The organism is Mesorhizobium sp. WSM4816 (genome assembly GCF_055811535.1).
The window spans coordinates 1-26,028 of the sequence record NZ_JBVVQR010000053.1 but is presented as its reverse complement, the minus strand read 5'-3'; the positions used below and the strand labels follow the sequence as shown (position 1 = coordinate 26,028).

At 56.8% G+C, this 26,028-nt stretch carries 17 protein-coding genes and 1 pseudogene; 7 read left to right on the top strand and 11 right to left on the bottom strand.

Going from position 1 to position 26,028, the window contains the following annotated elements; translation table 11 throughout:
* Positions 1-807 carry an SDR family NAD(P)-dependent oxidoreductase gene (locus tag AC0L3H_RS30845; RefSeq protein ID WP_473587992.1) on the top strand — a complete coding sequence of 269 codons (807 nt, stop codon included), beginning with the start codon at positions 1-3 and terminating at the stop codon, positions 805-807.
* Positions 808-924: 117 nt separating this feature from the next.
* On the top strand, positions 925-2,967 hold the full coding sequence (locus tag AC0L3H_RS30840; RefSeq protein WP_473587991.1) for a hydantoinase/oxoprolinase N-terminal domain-containing protein: 2,043 nt from the start codon (positions 925-927) through the stop codon (positions 2,965-2,967).
* Positions 2,968-3,103: 136 nt separating this feature from the next.
* On the opposite strand, the gene AC0L3H_RS30835 is transcribed toward AC0L3H_RS30840, so the two are convergent.
* The 6 genes from AC0L3H_RS30835 to AC0L3H_RS30810 all read right to left on the bottom strand — a co-directional run bounded on the left by AC0L3H_RS30835 (position 3,104) and on the right by AC0L3H_RS30810 (position 11,282).
* Entirely contained in the window at positions 3,104-4,150 is a 1,047-nt protein-coding gene (locus AC0L3H_RS30835) for a GlxA family transcriptional regulator (protein WP_473587990.1), read from the bottom strand.
* A 218-nt stretch (positions 4,151-4,368) separates the two neighbouring features.
* On the bottom strand, positions 4,369-5,889 hold the full coding sequence (locus AC0L3H_RS30830; protein ID WP_473587989.1) for a trimethylamine methyltransferase family protein: 1,521 nt from the start codon (positions 5,887-5,889) through the stop codon (positions 4,369-4,371).
* Positions 5,890-5,997: 108 nt separating this feature from the next.
* A complete protein-coding gene (locus AC0L3H_RS30825) occupies positions 5,998-7,050 on the bottom strand; it encodes a quaternary amine ABC transporter ATP-binding protein (RefSeq protein ID WP_473587988.1) in 1,053 nt (350 codons plus the stop codon).
* A 66-nt stretch (positions 7,051-7,116) separates the two neighbouring features.
* Positions 7,117-8,151 (bottom strand): glycine betaine/L-proline ABC transporter substrate-binding protein ProX, encoded by a 1,035-nt coding sequence (proX, locus tag AC0L3H_RS30820; RefSeq protein ID WP_473587987.1) that lies wholly within the window; start codon positions 8,149-8,151, stop codon positions 7,117-7,119.
* 14 nt (positions 8,152-8,165) lie between these two features.
* Complete coding sequence (locus AC0L3H_RS30815) at positions 8,166-9,164, bottom strand: ABC transporter permease subunit (protein WP_473587986.1); 999 nt, start codon at positions 9,162-9,164, stop codon at positions 8,166-8,168.
* Positions 9,165-9,632: 468 nt separating this feature from the next.
* Positions 9,633-11,282: an ABC transporter substrate-binding protein gene (locus AC0L3H_RS30810; protein WP_473587985.1), complete on the bottom strand. Its 1,650-nt coding sequence runs from the start codon at positions 11,280-11,282 to the stop codon at positions 9,633-9,635.
* Between the two features lie 486 nt (positions 11,283-11,768).
* Here AC0L3H_RS30810 and AC0L3H_RS30805 point away from each other — a divergent pair, with 486 nt between their 5' ends.
* From AC0L3H_RS30805 to AC0L3H_RS30795, 3 genes are read left to right on the top strand one after another with little or no spacing between them, the layout of a single operon-like run.
* Positions 11,769-12,887: an alcohol dehydrogenase family protein gene (locus tag AC0L3H_RS30805; RefSeq protein WP_473587984.1), complete on the top strand. Its 1,119-nt coding sequence runs from the start codon at positions 11,769-11,771 to the stop codon at positions 12,885-12,887.
* 13 nt (positions 12,888-12,900) lie between these two features.
* Positions 12,901-14,016, top strand: coding sequence for a mandelate racemase/muconate lactonizing enzyme family protein (locus AC0L3H_RS30800; protein ID WP_473587983.1), 1,116 nt, complete (start codon positions 12,901-12,903; stop codon positions 14,014-14,016).
* Positions 14,017-14,050: 34 nt separating this feature from the next.
* Positions 14,051-15,124, top strand: a complete 1,074-nt coding sequence (locus AC0L3H_RS30795) for a proline racemase family protein (RefSeq protein WP_473587982.1) — start codon at positions 14,051-14,053, stop codon at positions 15,122-15,124.
* On the opposite strand, the gene AC0L3H_RS30790 is transcribed toward AC0L3H_RS30795, so the two are convergent.
* From AC0L3H_RS30790 to AC0L3H_RS30770, 5 genes and pseudogenes are all read right to left on the bottom strand, one after another.
* The gene (locus AC0L3H_RS30790) at positions 15,121-16,170 is read right to left on the bottom strand and encodes a LysR substrate-binding domain-containing protein (protein ID WP_473587981.1); all 1,050 of its coding nucleotides are present in this window, start codon (positions 16,168-16,170) and stop codon (positions 15,121-15,123) included. The two genes, AC0L3H_RS30795 and AC0L3H_RS30790, sit on opposite strands and share 4 nt — an antisense overlap.
* 116 nt (positions 16,171-16,286) lie before the next feature.
* Positions 16,287-18,268: pseudogene (locus AC0L3H_RS30785) on the bottom strand (oxidoreductase).
* Positions 18,269-18,275: 7 nt separating this feature from the next.
* Positions 18,276-19,622, bottom strand: coding sequence for an NAD(P)/FAD-dependent oxidoreductase (locus AC0L3H_RS30780; RefSeq protein ID WP_473588000.1), 1,347 nt, complete (start codon positions 19,620-19,622; stop codon positions 18,276-18,278).
* Positions 19,610-20,509, bottom strand: coding sequence for a dihydrodipicolinate synthase family protein (locus AC0L3H_RS30775; RefSeq protein ID WP_473587980.1), 900 nt, complete (start codon positions 20,507-20,509; stop codon positions 19,610-19,612). The genes AC0L3H_RS30780 and AC0L3H_RS30775 overlap by 13 nt, the downstream gene beginning before the upstream one ends.
* Positions 20,510-21,997: an aldehyde dehydrogenase gene (locus AC0L3H_RS30770; protein ID WP_473587979.1), complete on the bottom strand. Its 1,488-nt coding sequence runs from the start codon at positions 21,995-21,997 to the stop codon at positions 20,510-20,512.
* Positions 21,998-22,600: 603 nt separating this feature from the next.
* On the opposite strand from AC0L3H_RS30770, the gene AC0L3H_RS30765 reads away from it, so the two are divergent.
* Complete coding sequence (locus AC0L3H_RS30765) at positions 22,601-23,614, top strand: proline racemase family protein (protein WP_473587978.1); 1,014 nt, start codon at positions 22,601-22,603, stop codon at positions 23,612-23,614.
* A 1,124-nt stretch (positions 23,615-24,738) separates the two neighbouring features.
* Positions 24,739-25,500 (top strand): CmcI family methyltransferase, encoded by a 762-nt coding sequence (locus AC0L3H_RS30760; RefSeq protein ID WP_473587977.1) that lies wholly within the window; start codon positions 24,739-24,741, stop codon positions 25,498-25,500.
* Positions 25,501-26,028: the final 528 nt, after the last annotated feature.

The following is a 26,028-nucleotide window of genomic DNA, read 5'->3' as shown; positions in this document are numbered from 1 at the left end:
ATGGGCAATCGGCTGTCAGGAAAAGTCGCTATCGTTACGGGCGGCAACCGAGGTATTGGGCGGGCGATTGCCGAAAGGCTGGCTGGCGAAGAGGCTGTGGTCATCGTTGGCGACGTTAGTGTCGATCCGGCGGACGGCAACTCGGAAGGACTGTTGTTCTTACCTCTAGACGTCACCAAAGAGGTTTCCGTTCAAGTGTTCGTCGATGAAGTCCTCCTTAGGTACGGGCGGATAGACGTTCTGGTCAACAACGCCGGAATTGTCATTCATAAGTCCATCGATGAGCAGACCGTCGATGACTGGGACCGGCTCATGGCCGTCAATCTTCGTGGTCCATTCCTGATGGCGAAGTATGTGGCCCCCGAAATGAGGCGCATCGGAGTTGGCACGATTGTCAACATCGGCTCAGTCGAAGGTTTCATGGTCAACCCATGGCATACGGCTTATGCGGCCACAAAGGCTGGCGTACACGGTCTTACGCTGGGGCTGGCAGTCGACCTGGGGCCGGACGGAATCCGGTGCAATACCGTGTGCCCCGGCTGGATTGATACCGATCTCAACCGCGCGTATGTCGAGCTCCATCCGGACCGAAACCTGGTTGAGCGGGAACTGTCTGAGCTTCACCCGGTCGGACGGATCGGCTCTCCAAACGAAATCGCCAATGCAGTCCTTTGGCTTGTAAGTGATGAATCCAGTTTCGTGAGCGGGGAAATGATCGCCGTCGACGGCGCGAGGACGAAGAAAATCTCCCTGCCAGCAATCTTGGACGAGGAATACAGGGCGAAGCTGACAAGGCTGAATTCATAGTGGCATCTGGACTTAGGATCGGTGCTGGAGAGTCCACTCTCCTGGCGCCTAAACGGCGTTCAACAGCCCTAAACTGGCAAATGCCAGTCCCCTTCCCGCTGCGCTTCGGGTCCTGAAATGAGATCTAGAGCTAAGAGAAAGCCCCTCTTCCTCGGGATTGATACCGGCGGAACGTATACAGATGCGGTTCTGTGGTCAGAAACGGCTTCACGGGAGGCACGACCTGCAACAGGCCGAGTGCTGGCCAAAGCGAAAGCCCTCACGACAAGGCATGATTTGGCCATAGGGATTTCCGGCGCTGTCCAGGCGGTACTTGATACCGCAGGCATGGATCCTTCCGAAATAAAGCTTGTCTCAATGTCAACGACGCTAGCTACTAATGCGCTGGTCGAGGGTCAGGGAGGGCGTATAGCTCTCATCATGATCGGGTTCTCAGAGGCCGACCTGTCCCGTGACGGCCTTCGGGTAGCTCTCGGCACCGATCCGGTCGTGTTTTGTCGGGGCGGACATGACGTCCACGGCAACACTGCAGGCCTTGACTTGTCTGGGTTGGAGGCAATTTTGCCGGAACTGGGAGCGGCTGTGTCCGGGTTTGCCGTCTGCGCCTATTTTGCCACGCGCAATCCAGCTCATGAGATTGCAGCCGTCAAACTGATCCGTGAACGAACCAGGCTGCCCGTAACTGCCAGCCATGAGTTAACTTCCAAGCTTGGCGGTCCGCGACGAGCGCTCACGACGCTACTTAATGCGCGCTTGATATCGATGATCGACCGTTTGGTCGAGGCAACGGCAAGCTTTTTGGTCAAGCGGGGCATTTCAGCGCCATTGATGGTGGTGCGCGGAGACGGAGCGCTTGTCTCAGCCGTCTTCGCGCGGCAGCGCCCTATCGAGACAATTCTTTCCGGTCCGGCCGCCAGTCTTGTCGGCGCTCGTCAAATGACCGGGCTGGATAATGCTGTGGTGTCCGACATAGGCGGAACCACAACCGATGTCGCGGTGCTGGACGCTGGCCGTCCGCGGCTCGACCCAGAAGGCGCCACAGTCGGCGGCTTCCGTACCATGGTTGAAGCGGTCGCAATGCGCACTTTCGGCCTCGGCGGCGATTCCGAAGTTCTTTTAGAAGACGGCTCTCTCAACCCAAAAATCCTGCTAGGGCCGCGCCGCTTGGTTCCACTGGCACTGGCCGGCATGATGCATGGCGAAGCGGTAATATCCGAGCTCGAGCGTCAACTCAGGGCTCCTAATCCCGGGCGGATGGATGGTCGTTTCGCAATGCGTTTAGGAGTGCCGGACCGGCTTGCCGCGGGCCTTTCCGCGCCGGAACAGCGTCTTTATGAATCAATCGAAGCGACCCCCTCGCCAATCGACAAGCTATTGACCTCTAACGCCCAGAACGCCACGCTCAGCCGGCTAGTCTCGCGCGGGCTCGTGCATGTCTGCGGTTTCACTCCATCGGACGCCGCTCACGTTATTGGCAGGCAGTCGAATTGGAACCTGGCTGCGGCCCGCCTTGGAGCCGAACTCTTCGCCCGCCGGCGCGATGGCCGTGGCCATCCGATCGCCACTTCACCTGAGGCGATCTCAAAACGTGTTCTCGCGTCCCTCACGCGCTTGTCGGCCGAAGTCATTCTCGAAACGGCTTTTGCGGAGGACGGGCTCAATGGTGCCGCAACAGTGGCTCACGCCCTCGTGCAGCGTGCCGTAGACGGCCGTACCGGTATTGCTAGACTCAGCGTGGCGCTCGACAGGCCGGTGATTGGTTTGGGAGCATCGGCACCTTTGCACTACGCCAGCTTGTCGGCTCTGATTGGAAACGACTGTATAGTCCCGGAACACACCGATGTCGCCAACGCGCTCGGCGCCGTGGTCGGTCAGGTCAGGGTGTCTGCTGAAGCACAGGTCAGCCAGCCAGTGGAGGGCCAGTTTCGCGTGGCTTCGGGCGGAAAAGTTTGGGATTTCCTCGACGAGGTAGCCGCGATCGCGGCGGCGGAAGCAGACGTTAAAGCTCTCGTGGCAAAGCGAGCGAAAGACGCCGGCACAGACCACGCTGAAATAGAGGTTTCGACCGAGTTCAATCTCTCCACGGTCGAAGGCCAACGCATGTTCATAGAGGCGCATGTTGTGGCGGTAGGCTCTGGGAGGCCTAGGATCGCGGCCTAAGTGATCCATTACGACAGATTCATGGTCCGAGCGGAAAGCCGCTTCAAACCGATGACTACGCCTTGGCTGTCGACCCAAGGTGGACTTAGTGGTCTTGACGATGCTATAGGCCAGCGTATCGGATGTACGCTGATATTCAGCCTAGACCAGGCCCGACCCATGCCGGCACGGTAGCGCGGCACTGTTGAGGGGAAACTCCGTTAAAGACCCGGAAGCACTTGGCGAAATGCGACGGAGATAAGAAACCGCAAGCCATAGCGATATCGATGATTGGCATGCTCGTTCCCTCGATCAGGCGCTTGGCGTGGTCGACGCGGATTCGAAGATAGTGACGGACGGGTGGCATATGAACGTGCGCAGCAAACAAACGCTCCAATTGGCGGCGGGAGACCCCTGCACGTCCGGCTACCTCACTCATGGTCAGTGGGTACTCGACATGTTCCTCCATAATGCGCATCGCCATCAGCAGCTTGTCGCTTACGCCGGCAAACGCGAGTCCAGTCGGTCCGGTTTGGCGGTTTGTTCCCGAGCGTTGCCCCTCAACGGTGGCATGCCGGCACACCTCTTGGGCTGTGAATGCTCCCACATGGTTGGCGATCATGTCGACCGCCAGGTCAAACGAGCCCAGTTCACCGGCGCACGTCGAAAATTGACCATCCTTGACGAATAGCGAATCCCGAACCTGTGCCTGGCCAAAAACTTCAGAGAATGCGGCGAGCCGCGACCAGTGGATGGTGCAGCGAGTGCCTTCCAGAAGGCCAGTCTGCGCGAGAAGCCACGTTGCCGTGCCCACGGCGGAAATGGGCACTCCGCGGCGAGCTATCAGCCGTAGAAAGTTGTTAAACTGAGGGGTCAGGCGGGGGCCGACTGGCTCACCGGCAACGATCATGAGGTGATTGGGGGGCCGAGCGCTTGCGTTCAGGGCGTCGATCGTCACTTCCACATTGATCGATATACCGCTCGCACCCACGACCGGACGCCCATCAAGACCGGCGATGCGCCATTTAAAAAGCTTCTGCCTGGAAACCGTGTTCGCTATCCGAAACGGCTCGATGAGCGCATGAAGCGACAGCTGCGAAAACCCCGGCAGCACCAGGATAACCAGATCTATTGGTCTTCCCCCGGCCGGAAGCTCGGCCTCGGTCATCGACTTCATGGCACTGATATCGGGAAGAGCATTCATTAGGTTCGTCCATGCGTTAAAAGGATATTCGTGTACTTCCGGACCTGATTAGCCACGCACTTGGGCCACCCGGACAAACGGTTTTAGCGGGTCGCTTCTGAAATCTGCTGGGCTTTCGCTCTCCCCTCCAAAAGACCGCGCACAGATACGCTGCACAAGGACCTCCCGGCCCTTGATCCTTATTGCTGCCAGCAACGTGCTTCTTTGATGTCTGCGGACTAGAGGACAGCCTCGCCGATATCCAGCTCCCGGCGCTTCATAAAGTCCAAAAGCTGCTCATCAATGGCTTCGTCTAGCGGCGGCGCCTGATACTCTTTCAGTGCCCGGATGGCTGCGTCACGGCCACGCGTGTGAGCATCCCTTGCACCGGCAAAGGTCCATTGCTCGAAGCTGTCGTGGTCCATCAGCTCAGGCACGAAGAACGCCTGTTCGAAGTTCTTCAGGGTGTGCGCAGTCCCCAAATAGTGACTGCCGGGCTCGCTCTGTCGAACGGCGTCCATGGTTTCATCCAGCTCGCTCATCACAAGTCCCTGGCCAAGTTTGTAGAACATGACCATCTGCTCTGCGTCGAGCATGAACTTGCTGTAACTCTGAGTGAGTGCCCCCTCCAGATAACCGGTCGAAGAAAGAACGAAGTTTGCGCCGGCAATGAGGACGCCGTACATGTTCCGGGCCGCTTCATAACCAGCCTGAGCGTCGACAAGCTTGGAGCTGGTGCAACTGCCGCTGCAACGCCACGGAACTTTGTAAAATCTCGCAAGCTGGCCGACGAGCATGTTCATGTGGCAGATCTCAGGAGTTCCAGCCATGGGGGCGCCGCTTTTCATCGACACTGTGGCCAGCCATTGTCCATAGATCGCGGGGGCTCCTGCACGAACCAGCTGCGAGAAGGCGATCCCGGCAAGTGCTTCAGCGTTAAGCTGGGCCACAGCGGCCAGCGTACTGGCCGGCGTGCTCGCGCCGGCAAGGACAAACGGGGTGAAGAGGATAGCCTGGTTACTCGCCGAATAGACTTTGACGGCATCCAGCATGGTTGCGTCCCATACGAGGGGCGAATTACAGTTGGCAATTGAGACCATGACCGTGTTCTTGTGAACGAACTCGTCGCCGAAAACGATCTTTGCCATGGTCACCGTGTCTTCTGCCCTTTCGCGAGACGTGACCGCGCCCATGAACGCTTTGTCGGAGTACTTGATCAGGTTGTAATTCATATGCAGGTGGCGCTTTGGAACGGCTATGTCCATAGGCTCGCAAAGGACGCCGCCCGTCATATGCATGGCCGGAGCCTGATAGGCGAGCTTTGCAAAATTGATGAAGTCGGCGATCGTCGAGTTCCGGCGATTGCCTTCAAGATCCAGCACGTTCGGAGAACCATAGGCCGGCGTGAAGATCGTCTTCCGACCACCAATTGTGACGGTCTTGGCGGGGCTGCGGGCATGGATAGTGATGTACTCAGGCGCCTTCGCCACCAGCTCCATCAACTGGTTGCGGTCAATTCTGATGCGCTGGCCCGTTACACTTGCCCCAGCTGCGCGCCACATCTCTACGGCTTCGTCGTCACGGAATTCGATGCCGATCTCTTCGAGAATCTGCATCGAGTAGTTATGGAGCCTAAGCAACTCGTCTTGGCTCAGCAAATCCATGTAAGGTAAGCCGCGCTCAAGCGATGGCATATAATTAACCGCCCGTTCGGAACGAAGCTTCTGTCGGGCGTCTCGGCCACCTGCTCTTGCGGACATCTCTAGTATTCCCTGTTTGACGTCGGAATATAGGGCAAAACGCCGCCTAAACCTAACAACTAAAAATGATGTAGCTGATGAACTGAGGTTATGTTCATGAGGAACCTCCTAGAGGCGGTCCTGGATGCCACGAAGGAGAGATGCCGCGGTAACGATCCCCAAATGCTTCCCCTCCCCGTCCACCACCACCAGCGGTTGGTTTTGATGCTCGTTGGATAAGCTGATCAGCTCCTTGATACCGGCCTGAGGCCCAAGCCGCGGCGCATTCGAGAGTTCCGTTTCTCCGCCCCGGCTGGCATGTTCAGAAACCGGAGACATCACCGACTCCGCCTTGAGGAGTTTGAGCCTGCTGCTGCCCTGGACAAACTTTTCGACGTAAGAATCCTGCGGGTTTCCGAGAATGTCTTCGGGAGTGCCGATCTGGAGCATTTTTCCGTCTTTCATGACGCCAATTTGGTGCCCCAGTCGCACCGCCTCGTCCAAATCGTGGGTGATGAAGAGCGTCGTTTTACGCAGCTTCTTGGAAAGCTCTTTGAATTGATCCTGAAGTTCCCGGCGTATGAGAGGATCCAGCGCCGAAAATGGTTCATCCATCAGCAGGATCGCGGGATCAGCCGCCAAGGCCCTGGCGAGGCCGATCCTCTGCTTCATTCCTCCCGACAGCTCGTCGGGATACCGGTCACCCCAGCCGGCAAGCTGGACCAACTCGAGCTTTTCTTCGGCGATCTCGTAGCGCTGCTGAACACTGACCTTTCGCAATTCCAGGCTCAGAGCGACATTGTCCCGAACCGTTCTGTGCGGCAGAAGGGCGACATTTTGGAACACCATGCCAATCGATCTGGCGCGGAGTTCGCGCATCTCACTTTCGGATTTCAGGTTGATGTCTTCACCGCCCACGATGATCTGGCCTGCACTAGGCTTGATCAACCTGTTCACATGCCTCACCAAGGTCGACTTGCCGCTGCCGGAGAGGCCCATAACGCAAAAGATCTCTCCAGCCTCCACCTTAAATGAGACGCCGGCGACAGCGACCACGCAGCCATGGTTTTTGAGGAGAACCTCCTTTGAGAAGTGATCACGTTGGATGCTTACAAGGTTGAACTTCGATGAGGTCCCGAAAACCTTCCAAACGTCTCGAAATTCAATAGCATGCGCTGACACGGAGCCGCTCCAGATTAAAGAGATGGCGCCCGGCGGCAGGCCGGGCGACCAGTTTTTTACGGAGTGTTATTTCGTGGCCGCCTGTTTGGCCTGCGCTATCCAGCCATTCCACTGATCGAGGTGGGCCTTCTTCCACGCCTCGGCATGGCGCATGATGTCGTCGTTCGACTTTTCGCCGTTGTGGATGAGGAGGTTCTCGTCATCAATGTCCTGAATCGGGATCTGAACCTGCTCGAACCACTTGTTTGCGGCCGGATTTTTCTCGAGAAAGACGTTATTCGCGAATACATGATGGGTGTTAACGGAGAACCCGAGATTGCCGATGCCTGGAACCGTCGTTTCGGCGCCGGCCTGCTCGTCCGGCAGCGACGTAAACGGAACCGTCAGCCAAGAGACGTTTTCGCCGTGGCGCAGGATGCCGTTCACCCACGTTGGGGTCCATCCATAGTACAGAACGGGTTTGCCGGCCTTGACCCGCTGGATGACGTCCGCAATCAAAGCGAAATACTCCCCCTGATTATGAGTCACCGTGTCCCGCAGGCCATACGCATCGAGATGGTGCTCAATAATGCGTTCGCATCCCCAGCCCGGCTCACAGCCATACAGGTCAGCCTTGCCATCGCCACCGATATCGAACAGTTTTGCGATCTTAGGATCCTTCAACTGATCGATAGTTTTGATGCCGTATTTATCGGCAGTGGCTTTGTCGATGGAGTAGCCCTGAATGGAATTCTTTGCCAGCGTACCCACCCGGTGGGCCTTGACGTCGCCGCCTGCCTTTTCGGCAAACGCTATATGGAGAGGATACCAGTGGGGCGTGTAGTAGTCAGCGTCGCCGTTGGCGACAGCGATATGGGCGACAACCACCTGGGTCTGGCCCGGCTCGTCTACAGAATATCCGAGGTCTTGGAGACCGAGCTTAACGACATAAGCTTCGAAAAGCTCTTCAGCAATGCCGTTATACAACGGTTTTACGGTGATTCCCTTGCCCGGCAGATCTTCGGCGGACACATTTCCAGAAGATGCCGCCAAGGCGCCGACGACGGCAACCGCAGCAGCGAACCGCCGGAACCCCAAATCAACCTTCAAGCGATAGCTCATAGTAGCTCCCATTGTTAGTTCGACACTCTTTGCCGGCTGTTTTCCAAGACTCCACGCCCCGCCGGAGGGCCTTGGAAAGTCTTGACCACGCCCGTTATCAGCGAAGCCGGGCCGCGATTGTGCCAGGCCACATGGGCCATTTGCCTGCTCTTGAACATTGCCGATTGGGTCATGCGATCGAGAACGATTGCTAGAATGACAATCCCGATACCGCCGGTTGTCGCGAGGCCGATATCAAGACGGCCGATGCCGCGCAGAACCATCTGGCCCAGACCGCCGACTGCGATCATTGAAGCCACAACAACCATCGAAAGTGACATCATTAGCGTCTGGTTGACCCCTGCCAGAATGCTCGGAAGGGCCAATGGGATTTGGGCCTTGAAGAGGAGTTGGCTATCGGAGGCGCCGAATGCGCGCATAGCCTCCACCACTTCTTCCGACACTTGCTGGATTCCCAACGTGGTGAGCCTGATGATGGGGGGAAGTGCGAAAACGATTGTGACGATGACGCCTGGTACGTTGCCGATGCCGAACAACATGACCACGGGAACCAGATAGACGAAGGACGGGATCGTTTGCATGGTATCGAGAATTGGACGGCAGATCGCCGCCGCTCTGTCGCTCCGCGCAGCCAGCACCCCGAGTGGGATGCCCACGACCGTACAGAACAGAACGGCCGTAAAGACGAGTGACAAGGTCGTCATCGTCTCACCCCAGATCCCAAGAAGGCCGATGACCACCAACAGGCCGGCGATCTGAACGGCCAGCCGCCATCCTGCAATTTGCCAGGCAATCAGTCCAAAAAACAGGATAGTAATCACTGGGGGGACGCCGTTAAGGGCGCCGTCGAAGGCCCGCAAAAGCTGGTCGATTGGCCATTTCAAGCTTTGGAAGAAAGGGCGATACTGATCGACGACCCAGCCCAGGCCGTGTTCCACCCAGCGATTGAACGGAATATGCCAGATTTTGAAAGGGTCAAGAATGTCCTCAGGCTTCACTAAACTTCCTCTCAACCAAGCACTTTTGCCAAGCTTACACAGGCCCGTGTTGCAAGACCGAGGTCTGCGCAAAGTCGCGTTTGAACATTCCGCCTGACCAGGGTCATGCAGGTAAGTCGCGCTGGCGACCTATTCAGTTGTTGCTCAGACGTAGAGGACCTTGTGCTTACCCAGCATTGGTTTGGGCCCATTCAAACCTGGACCCTTAGTCCCGACCGCGAGGGTGGTCCCTCCTAACGTTTTCAAACGCTAGCGATGCTGGCATAACAAAACAACCGGATAAAAAGTTATGAGCAAAGGGCCCAAAATGTTATCCGATCGGCCAGGCCCGCTCACACGCATGGAAGTGACACGTCCCAACAGGCGACCAGCGGGTTGCCCAAACACCGACCGCACCTTGCGGTCTCGGTGGCCCGGTGGGGATCGAGCCGGCCACTGGGGCGTCTTCGCACCTATACGGCCCGGCTTCGGTCCTTCGCCTCACTACGCTGGTACAAGCCAAGTCTTCCCGAGATCAATCTCGAAAGTCGGATGCATCTCGTAGCCTTTAACCTGCTTGGTCGAATGGTGGAACACGGAGAGCCAGTAGGGTTGGATGATGATGCCTGAATCCTGGAGGATTGTCTCGATGTCCTTCATGAGGGCCTTTCGTTTGACTGGGTCTGGCACCGCCAGCGCTGCGTCCAGTTTTTCGTCAAACTCATGGTTCGACCACCCCGTTTCGTTCCATGGAACCCCAGTGCGATAGGCGAGCACCAGGTTCTGCACACCCAAAGGACGATGGTTCCAATTGGTGATGGAAAGGGGATACTTCAACCAGTCATTATAAAACGTGCTGTTCGGCAGGACCGTGCGCTTAACCTTGAATCCGGCCTCGCGGAATTGTGCCGCGATGGCATCGCCGGCATCCTTCAGCCAATCCGTGTCCGGACTGATAATGTTATGCTCGAAGTCCATTTGGCCAGCATCTGCCATCAGGCGCTTAGCAGCCTCGATATCCCGCTTCTTTTCAGGAACAGGGTAAAACTCCGGGTGGATCGGGGCCACGTGGTAGTTCGCAGCTACAGTCCCAAGACCGTCGTTTGCGAGTTGCAGGACCGCACCGTTATCGACAGCTAACTGCAGTGCATTGCGCACCCGCTGATCGTCATACGGCTTATTGGTGACCTGGGTGCGACACAGCAGCGTGGTCGCCGTCTTCGCTTCCGACATGACAAGGCCGAGGTCGTTATAGACGGCTATGCTGTTGGCGTATGTTTGATAATTTGCGTCAATCTCGCCGGACTCGAACGCGCTCGGAATGACAGAACCATCGGCGCCGTAGTCGATGAACTGAACCTCGTCCAGATAGGCTTCTCCGCCCCACCATTGGCCGTTCGTCCGACGCTTCAGAACAGCCTTTTGGCTCACGTCCCAAGACGCGAGTTCAAATGGTCCTGTACCCACCGGATGCTTGATCAGGTCCGACCCGTTTTTCTCGTAATCCCTGTGCACTACCAGCGCAGGATAATCCGCAAACCCGGGAATAATCGAGATGTCGGGCTTTGGCAGCTTGAGCTTCACAGTATGATCGTCGACCTTCGTGACGGCGCCGTCCAAGGCCTTACCTGTTTTCTCGTCGATGAGGGTGCTCAATCGAGTAGCCATGGAGTTTCCGGCCACGTCCCTCTCGCACCAACGCTTCAGGTTGAAAATCACGTCATCCGCATTGAAGTCGTCGCCATTGTTCCATTTTACGCCTTTTCGCAGGTGCAAAACGTACTCAGTGGCATCCTCATTCGTGTCCCACTTCTCGAGGAGTCTCGGCTCAAAGGTGTATTCGTTGGTGTATTTCACCAACGATTCAAGGAACTGGCGGTAAATATTAGCTGTCTCCGACACATCCACGGTGCGTGGATCCTTTGCGCCGTAGACCGTCATGGCAATGCGCAGGGTCCCACCTTTATGCCCTGCTCCTTCGGCGTAAGCCGAAGGGACTGCATTCAGCATGGAGTATGCGACGGCCGTCGAAGCGCCAAAGATGGAGGCGAGCGCTAGAAACTCGCGCCTGTCCATCCCCCCTTGCTTGACGTCCGAAGCGAGAGAGCCAAAAATTTTCGGTAGACGGCCGCCATTGTTGCTAAAAAATCCCATGTGAAACTCCCCAGAGCTCAGTGAAGCGGTCGTCCACCACGGAGGGCTCCGCTTGGTTCCGTCCCGAGGCATCGACAACGGCTGATGAGTCGCTTGGACATTCAGCACAATCGGAACTTCGCCCCAGTTATTCAGACGACGCTATCGACGCGCCAGAGCCAAAACAACCGGACAAAAAGTTATAAGCGAAACTAGCGAATGTTATGCGAGGCTAACATGCGGTTCAAAATCCCCCCATGGACTCCGAAACGAGTCCGATTTAAAGCGCGGCAATGATCAAGTCTTCAGCGTGTCAGCGCTGGCTTGACACTGCACATTGGGACTCGCGGGACCCCCTCAGCAGGCGATATCGAGCGGGTCGCCGACTTGTCCATAACATTAAATCTCACGATACATAACTTTTCATCCGGTTGTTTTCTCCCAACTGGCTGACTAGCCTCGCGTTTGCAAGTTTTCAGTCCAATACGGGCAAAGGTAATCTACGGGATGAGCAGAGAACCCGCGACGTGCTCGATCGGCCTGATCGATGATATTCCAGAGGTGATGACTGGTGTCCTCCTCGTAGGGCATGGGGGTTTCGATAAGCTAGAGTATCACAATGACATTCCCGTACCGAAACTAGGACCTTGCGAGGTCCTGATCCGCGTCGCCGCCGCAGGCGTCAATAACACCGACATCAACACGCGCATCGGATGGTACTCGAAGAGCGTGAAAGGCAGCACCGAGGAGGGCGCGTCCCAGTCGCAAGATGCCGATGCGACATGGACCGGCGTCCCCATGAGCTTTCCGCGGATCCAAGGCGCCGACTGCTGTGGTCACATCGTGCGCGTCGGGAAGGACGTGGATCCCGCTCGGATCGGTGAACGCGTCATCAATGCGAATACACTCCGCTTCTATGTCGATTACCGGCCGATGGAAAGCTGGGTGTTCGGATCTGAGTGTGACGGGGCTTTTGCCCAGTACATGAAAGCGCCGTCGTGCGAGGCCCACAAGGTCGATTGCGATTGGAGCGACGTCGAACTCGCCTCTGTTTCATGCTCTTATTCGACTGCAGAAAACCTGCTGCATCGCGCTGACGTGAAATCCGGTGAGGTTGTGGTCATTACCGGCGCGTCCGGTGGCGTCGGGTCCGCCGCGGTCCAATTGGCTAAGCGGCGCGGAGCGATCGTCATCGCCGTCGCCGGCGCAGATAAGGCGCAACAGATGCTGGAGCTCGGCGCCGATCGCGTCGTGCCGCGGGGGCAAAGCTTGGTCAGCCAGCTTGGCCGGCAGACCGTCGATGTCGTCATCGACGTGGTAGCAGGACCTGCCTTCGGAGAGCTTCTCGAGATCTTGAAAAAAGGCGGGCGGTACTCGGTGGGCGGCGCCATCGCGGGTCCCATCGTGGAACTCGATGTCCGCACCTTATACCTGAAAGATCTCACCTTTTTCGGCTGTACGTTTCAGGATGACGTCGTCTTCAAAAACCTCGTCGGGTACATTGAAAGGGGCGAAATCCACCCCTTTGTCGGAAAGACATATCCGCTGAAAGACATCGTGAGGGCGCAACAAGAGTTCCTCTCAAAGGCCATCAGCGGGAAGCTTGTCCTCGTCATTCCGAAATGAGGGAGACGTACAAATGCCGGAACTGAAGATAGCCCAAATAGACGTCTTCCAAGTCGATCTACCTTACTCTGGCGGGGTTTATCATTTGTCGGGAGGCCGGGAATACCGCACTTTCGACGCAACGATCGTGCGCATTACCACGCAAAATGGACTTGAAGGGTGGGGAGAAAGTACTCCTTTCGGCTCAAACTACGTAGCAGCCCACGCACTCGGGGTTCGATCTGGAATCGCCGAGATTGCGCCTAGCCTTATTGGCTTGGATCCCAGACGGGTCGATCGCATCAATGACGCGATGGATACGGCTCTGCTCGGTCACGAGCACGCCAAGACCGCAATTGATGTGGCATGCTGGGATTTGTTCGGCAAATCAGTCGGGCTGCCGGTGTGCGAACTGTTGGGCGGGCGTACGGATCTCAGGATGCCGGTGGTGTCCTCGATCTACATCGGTGAACCGGAGGACATGCGCAGGCGTGTCGCAGAGTGCCGGGCCATCGGATATACATGCCATTCGGTCAAGATTGGAGGCGAGCCCGCAGACGATGCGGCCCGAATAGCGGCTGCGCTCGCAGACAAGAAGCCGGGTGAGTATTTCATTGCCGACGCTAACGGCGGTATGACCGTCGAGACGGCGCTTCGCATGCTGAGGCTATTGCCGCCTGGTCTCGATTTCGTACTGGAGCAACCCTGTCCCACCTGGCGCGAGTGCGTGTCGCTGCGACGGCGCACCGACATTCCAATCATTTTCGATGAGTTAGCCATGGCTGATAGCTCCATCGCCCAGCTCGTCGCTGACGATGCAGCAGAGGGATTCAGCATCAAGATCTCGAAGAACGGAGGTCTGACAAAAGGCCGACGGCAGCGCGATATCGGCGTTGCTGCGGGCTATACCGTCACGGTTATGGATACCGTCGGGTCAGATATTGCGTTCGCTGGCGTCGCCCATCTGGGCCAGACGTTCCCGGCACGTTCCTTGCGGTGTGTGTTGGATTGCCGGACGCTTGTGACCCTGCAAACCGCTGATGGCGATTTCGAGGTCATCGAAGGACGCGTCGCAGCGCCGAACACGCCAGGCTTGGGCGTGACCCCGAAATTGGAAGTGCTGGGCCAACCCGTAGCCAGTTACAGCTGAAGATAGCCCCCGACGAACTATTTGAAAGGTCACAATGTCCAACCTCCCTAGCCATGAAATTTCGGTCTCCTCGTCCTTCACAGCTTATGACTGCCATTGCGAAGGAGACGTGGAGAAGGTTGTCGTCTCTGGGCTTCCGGAGTTACCTAAGGGAACGGCATTTGAAAAAATGAAGTTTTTCAGGAAGCATCACGACAACATCCGCCTGTTCTTTCTGCGTGAGCCTCGTGGCAGCATGATCCAATCCGTTAATTTCATCGTGCCTACGGACAACCCCGAGGCAGTCGCCGCTTACATCATTGCCGAGGCGGAAGAATATCCGGAAATGTCTGGTGGCAACACGATCAGCGTTGCAACCACCATGTTGAAAACTGGCATGGTTCCGATAACGCGGCCGGTAACACGGTTCAAGTTGGAGGCTCCTGCGGGCCTCATTGGGATCGAATGCGATACCGCAGACGGAAAGGTTGGTGCGGTTCGGTTCGTCAACCAACCCGCCTTTGCATATTGCCTGAACCAAACAATTCAACTTCGAGGGTTTGGCGACCTGGTTGTTGACGTAGGCTACGGAGGCATGACGTACGCCATCGTTGATGCAAAGCAATTCGGCTTCAAACTGGTGGCATCGGAAGGTCGCCGGCTTAGCGAATTGGGTCAGGAGATCAAGGCAGCCGCGGCTGCGCAGATACCGGTGTCCCATCCGCTAAACCCCGAACTCCCAGGCATTACGCAAACAATGTTTGTGACCCCGCTCACGCGTTCAGATCAGGGGGTGGAATCGAGGAATGCGGTGATTGTCTCGCCCGGTCGTATTGATCGTTGCCCCTGCGGCACAGGAACGTCCGCGCGTTTGGCCGTCATGCATGCCAAGGGCGAAATACAGGAAGGAGAGCTTTTCATTCACAAGTCGTTGATCGACTCCACCTTTACCGGGGAAATCATCGCGACCACCACTGTGGGACCCTATAGCGCCATTATTCCTGCGGTCGGCGGCCGTACGTGGATTACGGCAAAATGCACGTACATGCTGGAGGAAGACGACCCCTTCCCGGAAGGATACGCGATCTCCGACACATGGACGGAAATGAAGCCGCGAACCGGCTCCTAACGCCGTCCCGATTCCCCGGTAGAAAGGGCGGAAAGAGTCGTTTCCTGCGATGGAGGTTCGATAAGCTTGATATCGTCGGGGCCGGTCGTGTAAGCCGGTCCGTGGTTGCCGGCCATCGGCGCCATCGGGTTCAGGCCTGCGACCTGCGTGATGAGCCACTCGCGGAAGATCTGGACATCTTCCCGGTCAAGCGCGGCATCCGGGATCACCAAATGGTGTTTTCGGCCTGTTAAATAGCTTTCAGTTAACGGTCGTATTAGCGCGCCCTCATTGAGGTAATCGCTCACCACGTGGCGCCACCCCAGCCCGATTCCAAACCCTCTGATGACAGATTGGATCATCGTTGAGTAATTGTTGAACGTGATCGCACGCTTGAAAGGGGCCGAGACGCCAAACTGTTCGAGCCAACCCGCCCAGTTGAAAGGCGACCAAGGGTAGACCGACCAATGTTGATCGTCCATATCCAGCAGCACCTCGTTGACCAGGTCCACGGGAGCCACGATATCCGGCGAATGAGGCAGATATGACCTCCCGCAGATTGGGAAGACCTCCTCGGCGAAAAGCTCCGTTGCCATGAACCCCGGCCGCGGCAGGTGCCCCATAACCACGGACACATCAAACCCGTCCGTCGCCGGCGCAGGGCTTCGTTCGAGAGACACCAAGTGAAGATCGATGTTCGGATTGTTCATGATAAAGTCGCCGATCCTATGGCTCATGAACATGGTTCCGAAGGACATTGGCATTCCCACAGTCAACCGCCGGGCCTTTTGCCCTCTCCGCACACTGTCAAAGGCTGTGGCGATGTGAGCGAGGCTGAGGGTAGTCGCTTCAAAAAGCTCCTCCCCCGCCGGGGAGAGCGAGACTTTTTGGTTTCCCCGTTTGAAAAGCTGAGTGTCGAGGTGATCCTCCAGCGTCAGAATGTGACGACTAACAGCGGCTTGAGTGACTGACAGCTCGTTTGCGGCTTTCGTAAAGCTCATGTGGCGAGCCGCCGCTTCAAAAGCCCGCAGCGCACTCAACGGTAGCCGCCGATAATCCTTCGACATAGCTAATGATTATCCCGCCGCCACCAAAAAGTAAATTGAGCCCGGGGTGGAATCTGCGTTCCAACCGCGCCTTCTACCGCTACAGTATTTGCCTTGCACATACCGACGGCTTCTCCTCAAACCGCAAGCCCGATCCTGCGCCCTTCAAATATGGCGTAAGGTGCTTGGCGGGGCGCGACACCATCGCCGATTGCGTTGAACGGAACAACGACTGCTGACAACTCGCGCGCAGGTGTATCAGCCGCGACATTCGTCGTAGCAATCACGAGCGTATCCGCCTCTATCCGAGAGTGACTGCCGTCCAGATGCGAAACTACAGTCGCTCCGTTTCCGTGCCACTCCAAGACGCTGCTTTCGAGCACAAAATGGACTTTCAAACCCACCAAAACCTTGCGCAACGGCAGATCAGCCGCCATGCGCTGCAGTTCACGCCCGATCATCGGATCGGGAGTCAGGAGCGTGACTTCATGACCATCTTCCGCCAATTTCCAAGCGGTACCGCAGCCCCGCCATCCGCCGCTTTCATCAAGCACCAGAACCCGCTTGCCAGGTCGTACCTCTCTTGCCATGATCGCCTCGACAGAACAGGTGTTCCCCCGCTCCCAGCCCGGCATGACGTCCCATTGCGGCAGGGCCTTTTGGAAGCCGGTGTCCGGTGGAAGCGAGCCGGTGGCAATAGTCACATGGTCGGCAGCCTCCGCGACCACATCCTCGGCTTCCATATAGGTATTCAGCCGAATATCGACTTTCAGCTTAACCAGTTGCCGTTCATACCAATCGAGGAGGTCGATGATCTGCGCTCTTCGCGGTTGCAGACCCGCCAGCCGAAAGTTTCCGCCAAGGGCATTTGACGCTTCGGCAAGAATGACAGCGTGCCCGCGTTCCGCCGCCACACGAGCGGCCTCGAGGCCTGCGGGGCCTCCGCCTACGACAAGCACGCGCCCGGGCGCAGTGACCTTGTCAAACCGGTCACCCCCCATTCGAATTCGCGGCCCGCGGACGGATTAACAAGGCAGCTGATCCAATAGTCCCGCGAGCGCCTCCCCCAGCACATCTGGTTACACGAAAGGCAACCTCGTACGTCTTCAGGTCTGCCATCTGCAGTCTTGTTCACGAGATGAGGATCCGCGATCTGGCCTCTCACGATCGAGACGAGGTCAGCGGCTGCCGATGCGACTACGGACTCGGCGTTCTCCGGTGTGCGGATATGGCTTTCTGCGACGACAAGCGCGTGCTTTACGTGCGCCTTTACGGTCTCGGCCAAGTCCACGCCCAGCTTCTCCGGATAAAGAAAAGTGGGCATAATCTTATAGAAATCAAAATAACTGCCGGTGCCGCAGGTGACGTAGTCGACCAGTTGCGACCTATCATGCAAAGCGACAATATCCGCGATTTCTTGCCGGGTTAGTGCGATCTCGGAATCCCATTCATCAGAAATTGCGAGCCCAATGATGAAGTCGGGTCCGCAGACATGTCTGATGCGCTCAAGGATCGTTCGGGACAGTCGCGTTCTATTCTCAAGCGAACCGCCCCATTCGTCTGTGCGGCGGTTGGACCAAGGCGTCCAAAACTGATCGATCAGGCTGTGGCAGGCAGCCCAGACCTCCACGCCGTCGAAGCCAGCCTCGCAGCAGCGGCGCGCGGCGCTTGCGAAGCCGTCAATGGTCTCTTCAATGTCGGCAACCGACATCGTATGGGAACCGTCCCTGTCATGATAACTCGGAAGGCCGGACGGTGACCAATGGGGGTGGTAGGAAAGATCCGAGTCACCGTGGCTGCCGACGTGGTAGATCTGTTGGATAGCTAGCGCCCCATGGCGCTTGATTGTGTCGGTCAATAGTTGGAACGCAGGAACGACTGAATCGTCGTTCGGGCGAAAATTGCCCCTCGTCAACACTGTTGCCGCATGGACAGGGATCGGCTCGACAACAATCATCGCCGCGCCTCCGCGGGCGCGCTCCTCATAGTAACCGAGATGGCGCGCGCCAGGCAGGCCGTCTTCGGCCATGTTGGCAGTGTGGGCGCCGAAAACCACGCGATTGCGCAACGTCTTGTTGCGTAAGGTTATGGGAGACAGAAACTTTTGGTTGGCTACCATCAAGAAGTTATTCGCGTCCAGCCGACCATTCCCGGTACGCCAGATTCACGCGTGCACCAATGTCTGTCAACGGCTGTGGTGGGAGTTTTCTGGGCTTGTCAAACGCCGTGTAGATTTTCCCAAGCGGCGAACGATGCCCCACCAGAAGCTCGGCAATTGCGATGCCTCCGGCTGTCGACTTCGTTCCGCCTATGCCGTTGCATGCGCAAGCGGCGTATATCCCTTCTTCCAACTGGCCGAAAAGCGGCACAGAGTTCCGAGTGAGGGCCATTGCACCACCCCAGCGATGCTGCATTTTCAGGTGCCGCTGATCGGGAAAGCGGTCGGTGAATTTGCGATCGTGCAGCGCGCCCGCTCGCCTCAAAGTAGCGGAGCTGGCCTGGATATCAGGGTTGTACGTATAACGAGAACGTATCAGAAGCCGATCGCCATCGGCGCCAGTGATGCGCCGGATGGTGGTCCCCATCGGCGCTGCCGGCGTCGCAGCCCACTTGCGGGAGCCGCCGAGCTCCGAGGGCGAAAACGGCTCGGTGAGCGAGGCATACGTGAAGACATGAAGGAGTTCACCCCTTCCGAACCCGAAGCTCTCGGCATGACCGTTTGTTGCCAGGATAACGCGGGAAGCGCTAATCTCGCCTTTAGGGGTCTTCACCGTACAGCCGTTGGGCGAGGTCTTGATCGAAAGAGCCGGCGTCCGCTCAAACAACGTTACAGGGCCGTGAAACAGATCGGCGATGGCCCTGACCATTGCGGCGGGTTGAACCATGACCGCGCCAGGCGTGAACAGCCCGGACTTGAATGATCGCGTCCCCGTCAGTTGTTCGATTTCCGCGCGATCAAGCAATTGGTTGGGTTCGCCCAGAGACTCAAGCTGAGTCGCATATACTGTGAGATGCTCCGTACCGGCGTCGGTCATGGCAACGCTGTACTTGCCGCTCGGATCAAAAAACTCTTTGTCCCAGCCGTTCTCTTCAGCCAGTCGGGCGTAATGTTGAATGGCCGTGCGGGCAACTGTGATCTCGTTGCGGTTCTTGGCCGCTGCGTCAACACCGAAGTTTCCAGACGCGATGTCGTGAGGCAAATCGATAAGGAAGCCAGAGTTGCGGCCGCTCGCTCCGTTACCTACCAAGTCGGCATCTATAACCGTCACGGAAAGTTTCGGATCAATCTGAGAGAGCCTTACGGCTGCTGACAGTCCCGCAAAGCCCGCGCCAATGACCGCAACATCTGTGGTGATGGTACGATCAAGCGCGGGCTTCGGGTTCCTGGGAGGAAGCAATGCCGTCCAGCCGGATTGCGGACCATGGGCGGGTAGGCGACGCGCGTGGAACGTCTTGTTGGTCATCGTTTGGATTCTTGCTCAACCAGTGGGCCGAGGGCGTTCCGAAGCGACTCTACACGTTCCGCCGGAACGGGCCTGAACGGCTTTCTGGCGACACCACCGTCGTAACCGGTGATCTGGGCCGCGGCGTAGGCGCTAGGTACGTAGCCGCCATAATCACCCTGCCACAGCATGGACATGATGGGTTCCAGATCTCGCCAGAGGACCTGTACATCATCCCAGCGCTTTTCTTTGGCGGCTTTGACGATGGCGACACAGGCGTGAGGGGTGACGTTCGCGCCACCCCAGATCAGTCCCGAAGCACCCGCAAACAGCGAGAACGGCACAAGGGGGTCGGCACCGTTGATAATTTCCAGGCCGGTCCCGATGAGCTTGACCTGTGCTACCAAGTCCCCGCTGCTGTCCTTGATCGCACGGAATTCCGGCAGCTCGCACAATCTACGGAGGAGCTCCGGAGTTATACGAATGCCAACTGCTTGCGGCACATTGTATCCAATAATCGCTAGGCCAACCTTGGCGACTTCGGCGTAAAAGTCGAACACGCTGTTATCATCAGACGGACCCTCAAAGAACGGAGGGAGAAGCATGACACCGTCGGCGCCGGCGTCCTTTGCAAATTTCGTCCTGTCGACGACGTCTGCCGTGAGCAGGGCGGAGGTCTGAGCGATCACCTTGGCCCGGCCGGCCACGATGCGTGATCCGCGTTCGATGAGAGATTTGGATTCGTCCGGCGTCAGGTAGGCATGCATGCCTGTCCCAGAACTGAATACGAAGCCGTCAATACCCGCGGCCAGGTATAGCTCGACGTGCTCCTCCAAACGTTTGAAATTAATGCGTCCAGCTGCATCGAATGGCGTCGTAATCGCGAGATTTAGACCCGAGAAAGCGAAGGATGACATTCAGAAACCTCCGTGTGAGCTGCTCAGGTCAACCCAGAGGGTCTTAATCTGGCAATATTGGTCGTGCGCATGCAGGGATTTGTCGCGTCCGCCGAAGCCGGACTGCTTATAGCCACCAAAGGGTGTCGCGGAGTCGCCCTCCCCGTAACAATTCACGGTCACGGTTCCAGCCTTGATTGCTCGCGCCGCGCGGAGCGCGCGTGTCCCATCGCCAGAGAACACGGAAGCCGCGAGGCCGTACTCAGTCTGATTTGCCAGCGAAACTGCTTCCGCGAGAGACTTCACGGGAATCACGGAAAGAATGGGCCCGAATATCTCTTCCTTGACGTGCTTGCCGTCGTGGCGTTCGAATTCGATGATCGTGGGCTCGATTGTCGTGCCATTGAAGGCCTTTCCGCCGACGATCACGTTACCGTCGTTTTCGAGATAGCTGCTGACCCTCTCGAAGTGTGTGGTCGAAACGAGCGGCCCAATGCGGGTGTCGGGGTCAAGGGGGTCTCCGACAATCCAGGTCTTGGTCACTTCAGCCAGCTTTGCAAGTAGCCGATCCTTAACGTCCTCATGTACGAACAGGCGCGAAATCGCCGAACAGTTCTGGCCCATATTCCAGAATGCGCCGTTGGCAATATGGGAGGCTACGGCGTCAAGATCAGGCACGTCCTCCATGACGATGCATGGGTTCTTGCCCCCCAGCTCAAGCACCACCTCCTTCAAGTTGCTTTCCGAGGAATATTTCAGGAAGCGTCGGCCAGTATCAGTCGAGCCCGTGAAAGAAACAGCGTCAATGCCGGGATGCCGGCCTATCGGCTCGCCGACGTCCGGTCCGTCACCAGTCAGGACATTGAAAACTCCAGGCGGCACCCCCGCATCGATTGCAAGCTCTGCTACCCGCAGCGTCGAGAGTGACGTCTCTTCGGCCGGCTTGACGACGACCGTGCACCCGGCGGCGAGAGCGGGACCGATCTTCCAGGCCAATGTGAGAAGCGGAAAATTCCAGGGTAGTACTATACCGACGACGCCGATCGGCTCGCGCACGATGAGTCCGAGGGAGGAGTCGCTTGCAGGCGATACCTGATCATAGATTTTGTCTATCGCTTCAGCGTGCCATCTGAGGCTGTTGACGGCCTCCGGCACGTCGATGTTGATGCAGTCCCCGATGGTCTTGCCGCTATCGAGGCTCTCCATGAGCGCCAGTTCAGGCGCATTCTCCTCCATGACGGACGCGAGGCTGAGCAGGACCTTCTTTCGGCCTGCCGGGGTCAGCTTCGACCATCGGCCGTCTTCAAATGCCTCCCGGGCGACGGCAACAGCATTGTCCACGTCGGCAGCCGAGCTGGCGGGAAGTTCTGCGAGGACCTCGCCCGTCGCCGGGTTCAGTGTCTGATAAGTTCTATTCGACAGGGCAGCCGTCTGCATCCCATCCACAATCATCTTGGTCGGCAACTTGAGCGATTGGGCCTGCGTCTTATAGTCAAGCTTATTCAACATTTTCTGTTCTCCCTCGTTCACAGCGGCATCAACGATAAGGGTCCCTGGCGTTCGACCTACATCGCGCTGGGTCTGTGCTCGTCCACGTCCCCAGAGTGGCAGCGCTAGCCTTGATGACCCAATCGACGACCTGGCCGTAGCTCGTACCGCGGGCGCGAGATCCCGAACCTGTCAGGAACTTTCAGCACAGTATCGGGGCGTTGCGTCTCAAGGTTTCAATAACGCTAGAGAGGCGCGGAATTTAAAACAACCGGATAAAAAGTTATGCGCGGCAGGACTAAATGTTATCCTGCGGCAGCGCTGGCAGGAGTCCAACTGGGTGGCCTCTGGTCGTAAACTAACTCCTGCGCAGAGCCCTTACGCCGCTCGCAAGTTCCCCAAACTTGCCGAGCCCAGCCTTAAACATGAATGGTTTGAAGTGCCTGTGCAAATGTACCACTCGTCTGTCGCGACTGTTCTACAGCGCCTGATCAAACCGACGTACATGTCTGGCGACTAGACCGCTTGAATCGCGAGGAGGTCTTATCGTCGCCGTCGCCTCGGCGGTAATTCGAGCCCTCCAGCACAGTGCTTGAACCACATCTTCAGCAAAGCAGATGACCCATGAAGTTCAGTCACAGATTATCGATAGTCGACTCACATACTGCTGGTGAGCCAAGCCGATTTGTCATCTCGGGGTTTCCAAAGATACCGGGCGCAACGATGGCCGAACGCATGCTCAACCTGAGCACCGACTTTGACTGGATCCGGCGGGTGACGATGAACGAGCCGCGGGGGCACCGCGACATGTTTGGCGGCGTGCTTGTGCCCCCTGCGGATCCGACTGCCCATGTCGGCGTGATCTACATGGACGGTGGCCAGTTTTACAATATGTGTGGGCACGCATCGCTTGGTCTTTGTGGGATGCTTGTGGAGACCGGTCAGGTCCCACGATCCGGCCGCACAACAGAAGTCAGAATAGATACGCCTGCTGGGCTCGTGGTTGGATCGGTCACTACCAACGACGAGGGGGAAGTGGAAGCCGTCTCTCTCATCGACGTTGCGTCATTTGCTTTTGCGTTGGACCAATACGTCAACGTTCCACGCTACGGCCGAGTTCGGGTGGACTTCGGTTATGGCGGCAATATCTTTGTGATCGCTGAGGCAGCAGATTTAGGGTTTCAATCTATCGATCCGGAACACACGACCGAGCTAATCAAAGCCGGCGTGGCGTTGCGCGAGGCAGCGAGAGAACAATTCTCTTTCCAGCATCCGGAGCAGCCTCACATTAACGGCATTGACCTTGCGATGTTGACGTCGGCGCCGTCGAGCACTGTAACGGATGCTCGCAACGTTGTCATACTCGGCCAGGCACAAGCAGACAGATCGCCTTGTGGCACCGGTACTTGTGCGCGCATGGCCGTCGAGCACGCAAAGGGGAACCTCGGGGTTCGCACGCGCTTTCGGCACGAGAGTTCTATCCGGACCTATTTCGACGCGCGCATTCTTGAGACGACAAGGGTAGGGGCGCTGCCGGCAGTAATCCCTGAAATTAGCTGTCGACCATTTCTGACAGGGTTTAGCGAGTTCGTGGTGGATCCAGACGATCCATTGGGGAACGGGTTTACACTTGGATAACGCTTGGCAAAGCAGCCATGAAATCCGCCATCATCCAGAAACACGGATGGGCGAGGCTGGCTAGAAACGTAAGGTGAACGCACGTGGGAGTTCCTCACGTTCGCCTGCGATTTGACGAACTCCTTGGCAGCAGCTGGCGACAAGGTTATTCGGCCGGATCGACACGATCGAAGACATTCTCGACTTCATTGCGCCCTCAACGTTAATCGCCGGGACTGTGCTCCGTGTGGACGAACGAGGCGAGACAACGTTCGTTGCGGCTGAACATCTGCGGAGTTGACGACTACCATTCATGCTCCTCGTGCGATCCAATAGCCTCCTGCCTCCCGATGAACTCAAAGATGTCAGGTACTTTGAGAAGACAGTGATCCAGGCCATCTAATTAGGGTCATGGCATCCTGACGTAGATACCAGCCCGGCCGGGGATCTACTAGTACCGTGTGCGCGTGAAGCGGCAACGAAAAATCGAGAAGTTTGGATGGGGGTCTTGACCCCTAGTTATCGAAGAAGCTGATGCCCGCCTAGGATGGCATAGGGCAGGTACTAATTTTCCGGATGAGTCATGCACTTCCGGTTCTTTCGCAAATCCGGGGTAAGAGCTTGCTGATAAACCGAGCGGGCCGCGCGATTGGCTGGGAATAGCATTGACCAGAATTGCGGCTTTGCGGCCAAGCGCTAGGTTTTCGGCGTTTCAAGAATCTTTTGCGGGGAAGAGAGAAGGTCAGCCTTCCTCCTTGAACCACTTCTCCACCACGCCATTATCGATCAAGGTCTTAGCGCCAGAAGCGCACCCCGAAGTCCAGATTCTCCGTGGCGACCAGCATGCTCGGCTGGCGCGTGAGCACGAGCCGTCCGGGATCGCTTGACAATTTTTCTGCAGTCCCCAGGACCATGGCCCAGCATTTATGACGAAGGCATCGTTGAGGGAAAAGCGCATGCTGCGGCTTGCCGCGAGCCGAGGACCCGGCGGAGATCGGCTGTGCTAACACAACGCCTCTTACGCGCTTTGGCCCTACTTGATTTGGTGGCTCCCCAAGGGAGGAAGGCCGTGGTTTAGTTGGCTAGAGGAAACCAATCGAGCTGCCCTTTGGGAGAAGATGACAGACTGGTAAGGAGATAGATCTATGAAACTTGCTTCGGAATATAAGACTTCTAGGAATGCCGCCCACAAGAACTATCCTGATCAAACAAAGCCGGGTGGAAATCTTGATTGGGCGATCGCACTAAGTAGCCTTGTAAATGCTGAGTGTTCCGATCGCTTCGCAAAGCCATCCGCGCGAGGGTGGAATTCTTCTCTTCACGCAAAGCTTTTTCCTAACCACTCCACGAAAATCGGAGCCTTGGCGCAAACGTACAAAGGCCTACTCAACGTCAAGACCCCCTTCGACTTATATCTGTATACGAGGCTTATATGGGAACTTCAGCCGAGGACAATTCTGGAACTTGGTTCTCTTCAGGATGGAAGCGGACTGTGGTTTGCAGATCAAATGTCTGTACTTTGTAATACTCCTGGGCAAGTTCACTCGTTCGACATTAATCCAGAATGTATTCATGCAACCGCGAAGCATAAAATACTTACGTTTCACCAGGTAGATTTGTCAGATGTTACAAATTTTGACGAGAAACTTCTGTCCAGTCTTCCTCACCCGTGGCTTGTGGTAGACGACGCACACATACAAATATTCTCGATATTTTCTTACTTAGCGATGTTTCTTGTATCTGGAGACTACTATGTTATCGAGGACGATCCAATGCGTGCAGATAAGGATATTGTCGATGGCTTGCAGTTGGTCGAGAAATCTGGGTTTTTAATTGACACTTATTGCACAGACGCGTTCGGAACCACTTTTACTTGCGCTCCAAATGCTTGGCTTCGAAAATCCTAAGATAGGCCGATAGTTGTATTGGAAAGGTCGTTTTCGGCTCGGACTTAGAGCCTAAGTGCCCGTACTACGGCCCGGAACACTGCTTCTATCCCTTGCGCGAGAGTCTCAATAGGGAGAAGATTTACGACAACTAGTGACTTGCCACATGTCCGAGGTGATGTCGACCTTGCCTCCAAAGCACTTGATCGAACTATCACAACATGGTGCGGCGATGTCTTCACGCTCGGCATTTCCGCGCACCGAACTGGCTCGCGTCAGCGGAAGTATCAGGCACGGTATTAAGATTTATTGGGTGCCCCATCTTATTGCTGACAGAGATGAGCCGTCTCGAAAGCGTGATCGCCCCTTCCAGCAGACTGTCTGGGGCTGAATAGATCGCGATCAAGAATGTCGGAATACAAATATCAAGGATAGTGTCCTGAAGGTTCTGCAAAAAGCTCTGGAGAGAGAGCAGCCCTTACTCTGAGGCGAGGGGCGGCCATGGCACGCTGGTGACGTTGCGATCACCGATTCCCGTGGAAGGGTAAG

Bases quoted from the DNA above. Each gene is read 5' to 3' on its own strand.
- AC0L3H_RS30830 (WP_473587989.1), bottom strand. From the start codon at position 5,889: ATGTCCGCAAGAGCAGGTGGCCGAGACGCCCGACAGAAGCTTCGTTCC.
- AC0L3H_RS30835 (WP_473587990.1), bottom strand. From the start codon at position 4,150: ATGAATGCTCTTCCCGATATCAGTGCCATGAAGTCGATGACCGAGGCC.
- AC0L3H_RS30845 (WP_473587992.1), top strand. From the start codon at position 1: ATGGGCAATCGGCTGTCAGGAAAAGTCGCTATCGTTACGGGCGGCAAC.
- AC0L3H_RS30765 (WP_473587978.1), top strand. From the start codon at position 22,601: ATGAAGTTCAGTCACAGATTATCGATAGTCGACTCACATACTGCTGGT.
- AC0L3H_RS30810 (WP_473587985.1), bottom strand. From the start codon at position 11,282: ATGGGATTTTTTAGCAACAATGGCGGCCGTCTACCGAAAATTTTTGGC.
- AC0L3H_RS30760 (WP_473587977.1), top strand. From the start codon at position 24,739: ATGAAACTTGCTTCGGAATATAAGACTTCTAGGAATGCCGCCCACAAG.
- AC0L3H_RS30790 (WP_473587981.1), bottom strand. From the start codon at position 16,170: ATGTCGAAGGATTATCGGCGGCTACCGTTGAGTGCGCTGCGGGCTTTT.
- AC0L3H_RS30770 (WP_473587979.1), bottom strand. From the start codon at position 21,997: ATGTTGAATAAGCTTGACTATAAGACGCAGGCCCAATCGCTCAAGTTG.
- AC0L3H_RS30840 (WP_473587991.1), top strand. From the start codon at position 925: ATGAGATCTAGAGCTAAGAGAAAGCCCCTCTTCCTCGGGATTGATACC.
- AC0L3H_RS30800 (WP_473587983.1), top strand. From the start codon at position 12,901: ATGCCGGAACTGAAGATAGCCCAAATAGACGTCTTCCAAGTCGATCTA.
- AC0L3H_RS30805 (WP_473587984.1), top strand. From the start codon at position 11,769: ATGAGCAGAGAACCCGCGACGTGCTCGATCGGCCTGATCGATGATATT.
- AC0L3H_RS30795 (WP_473587982.1), top strand. From the start codon at position 14,051: ATGTCCAACCTCCCTAGCCATGAAATTTCGGTCTCCTCGTCCTTCACA.
- AC0L3H_RS30775 (WP_473587980.1), bottom strand. From the start codon at position 20,509: ATGTCATCCTTCGCTTTCTCGGGTCTAAATCTCGCGATTACGACGCCA.
- proX (WP_473587987.1), bottom strand. From the start codon at position 8,151: ATGAGCTATCGCTTGAAGGTTGATTTGGGGTTCCGGCGGTTCGCTGCT.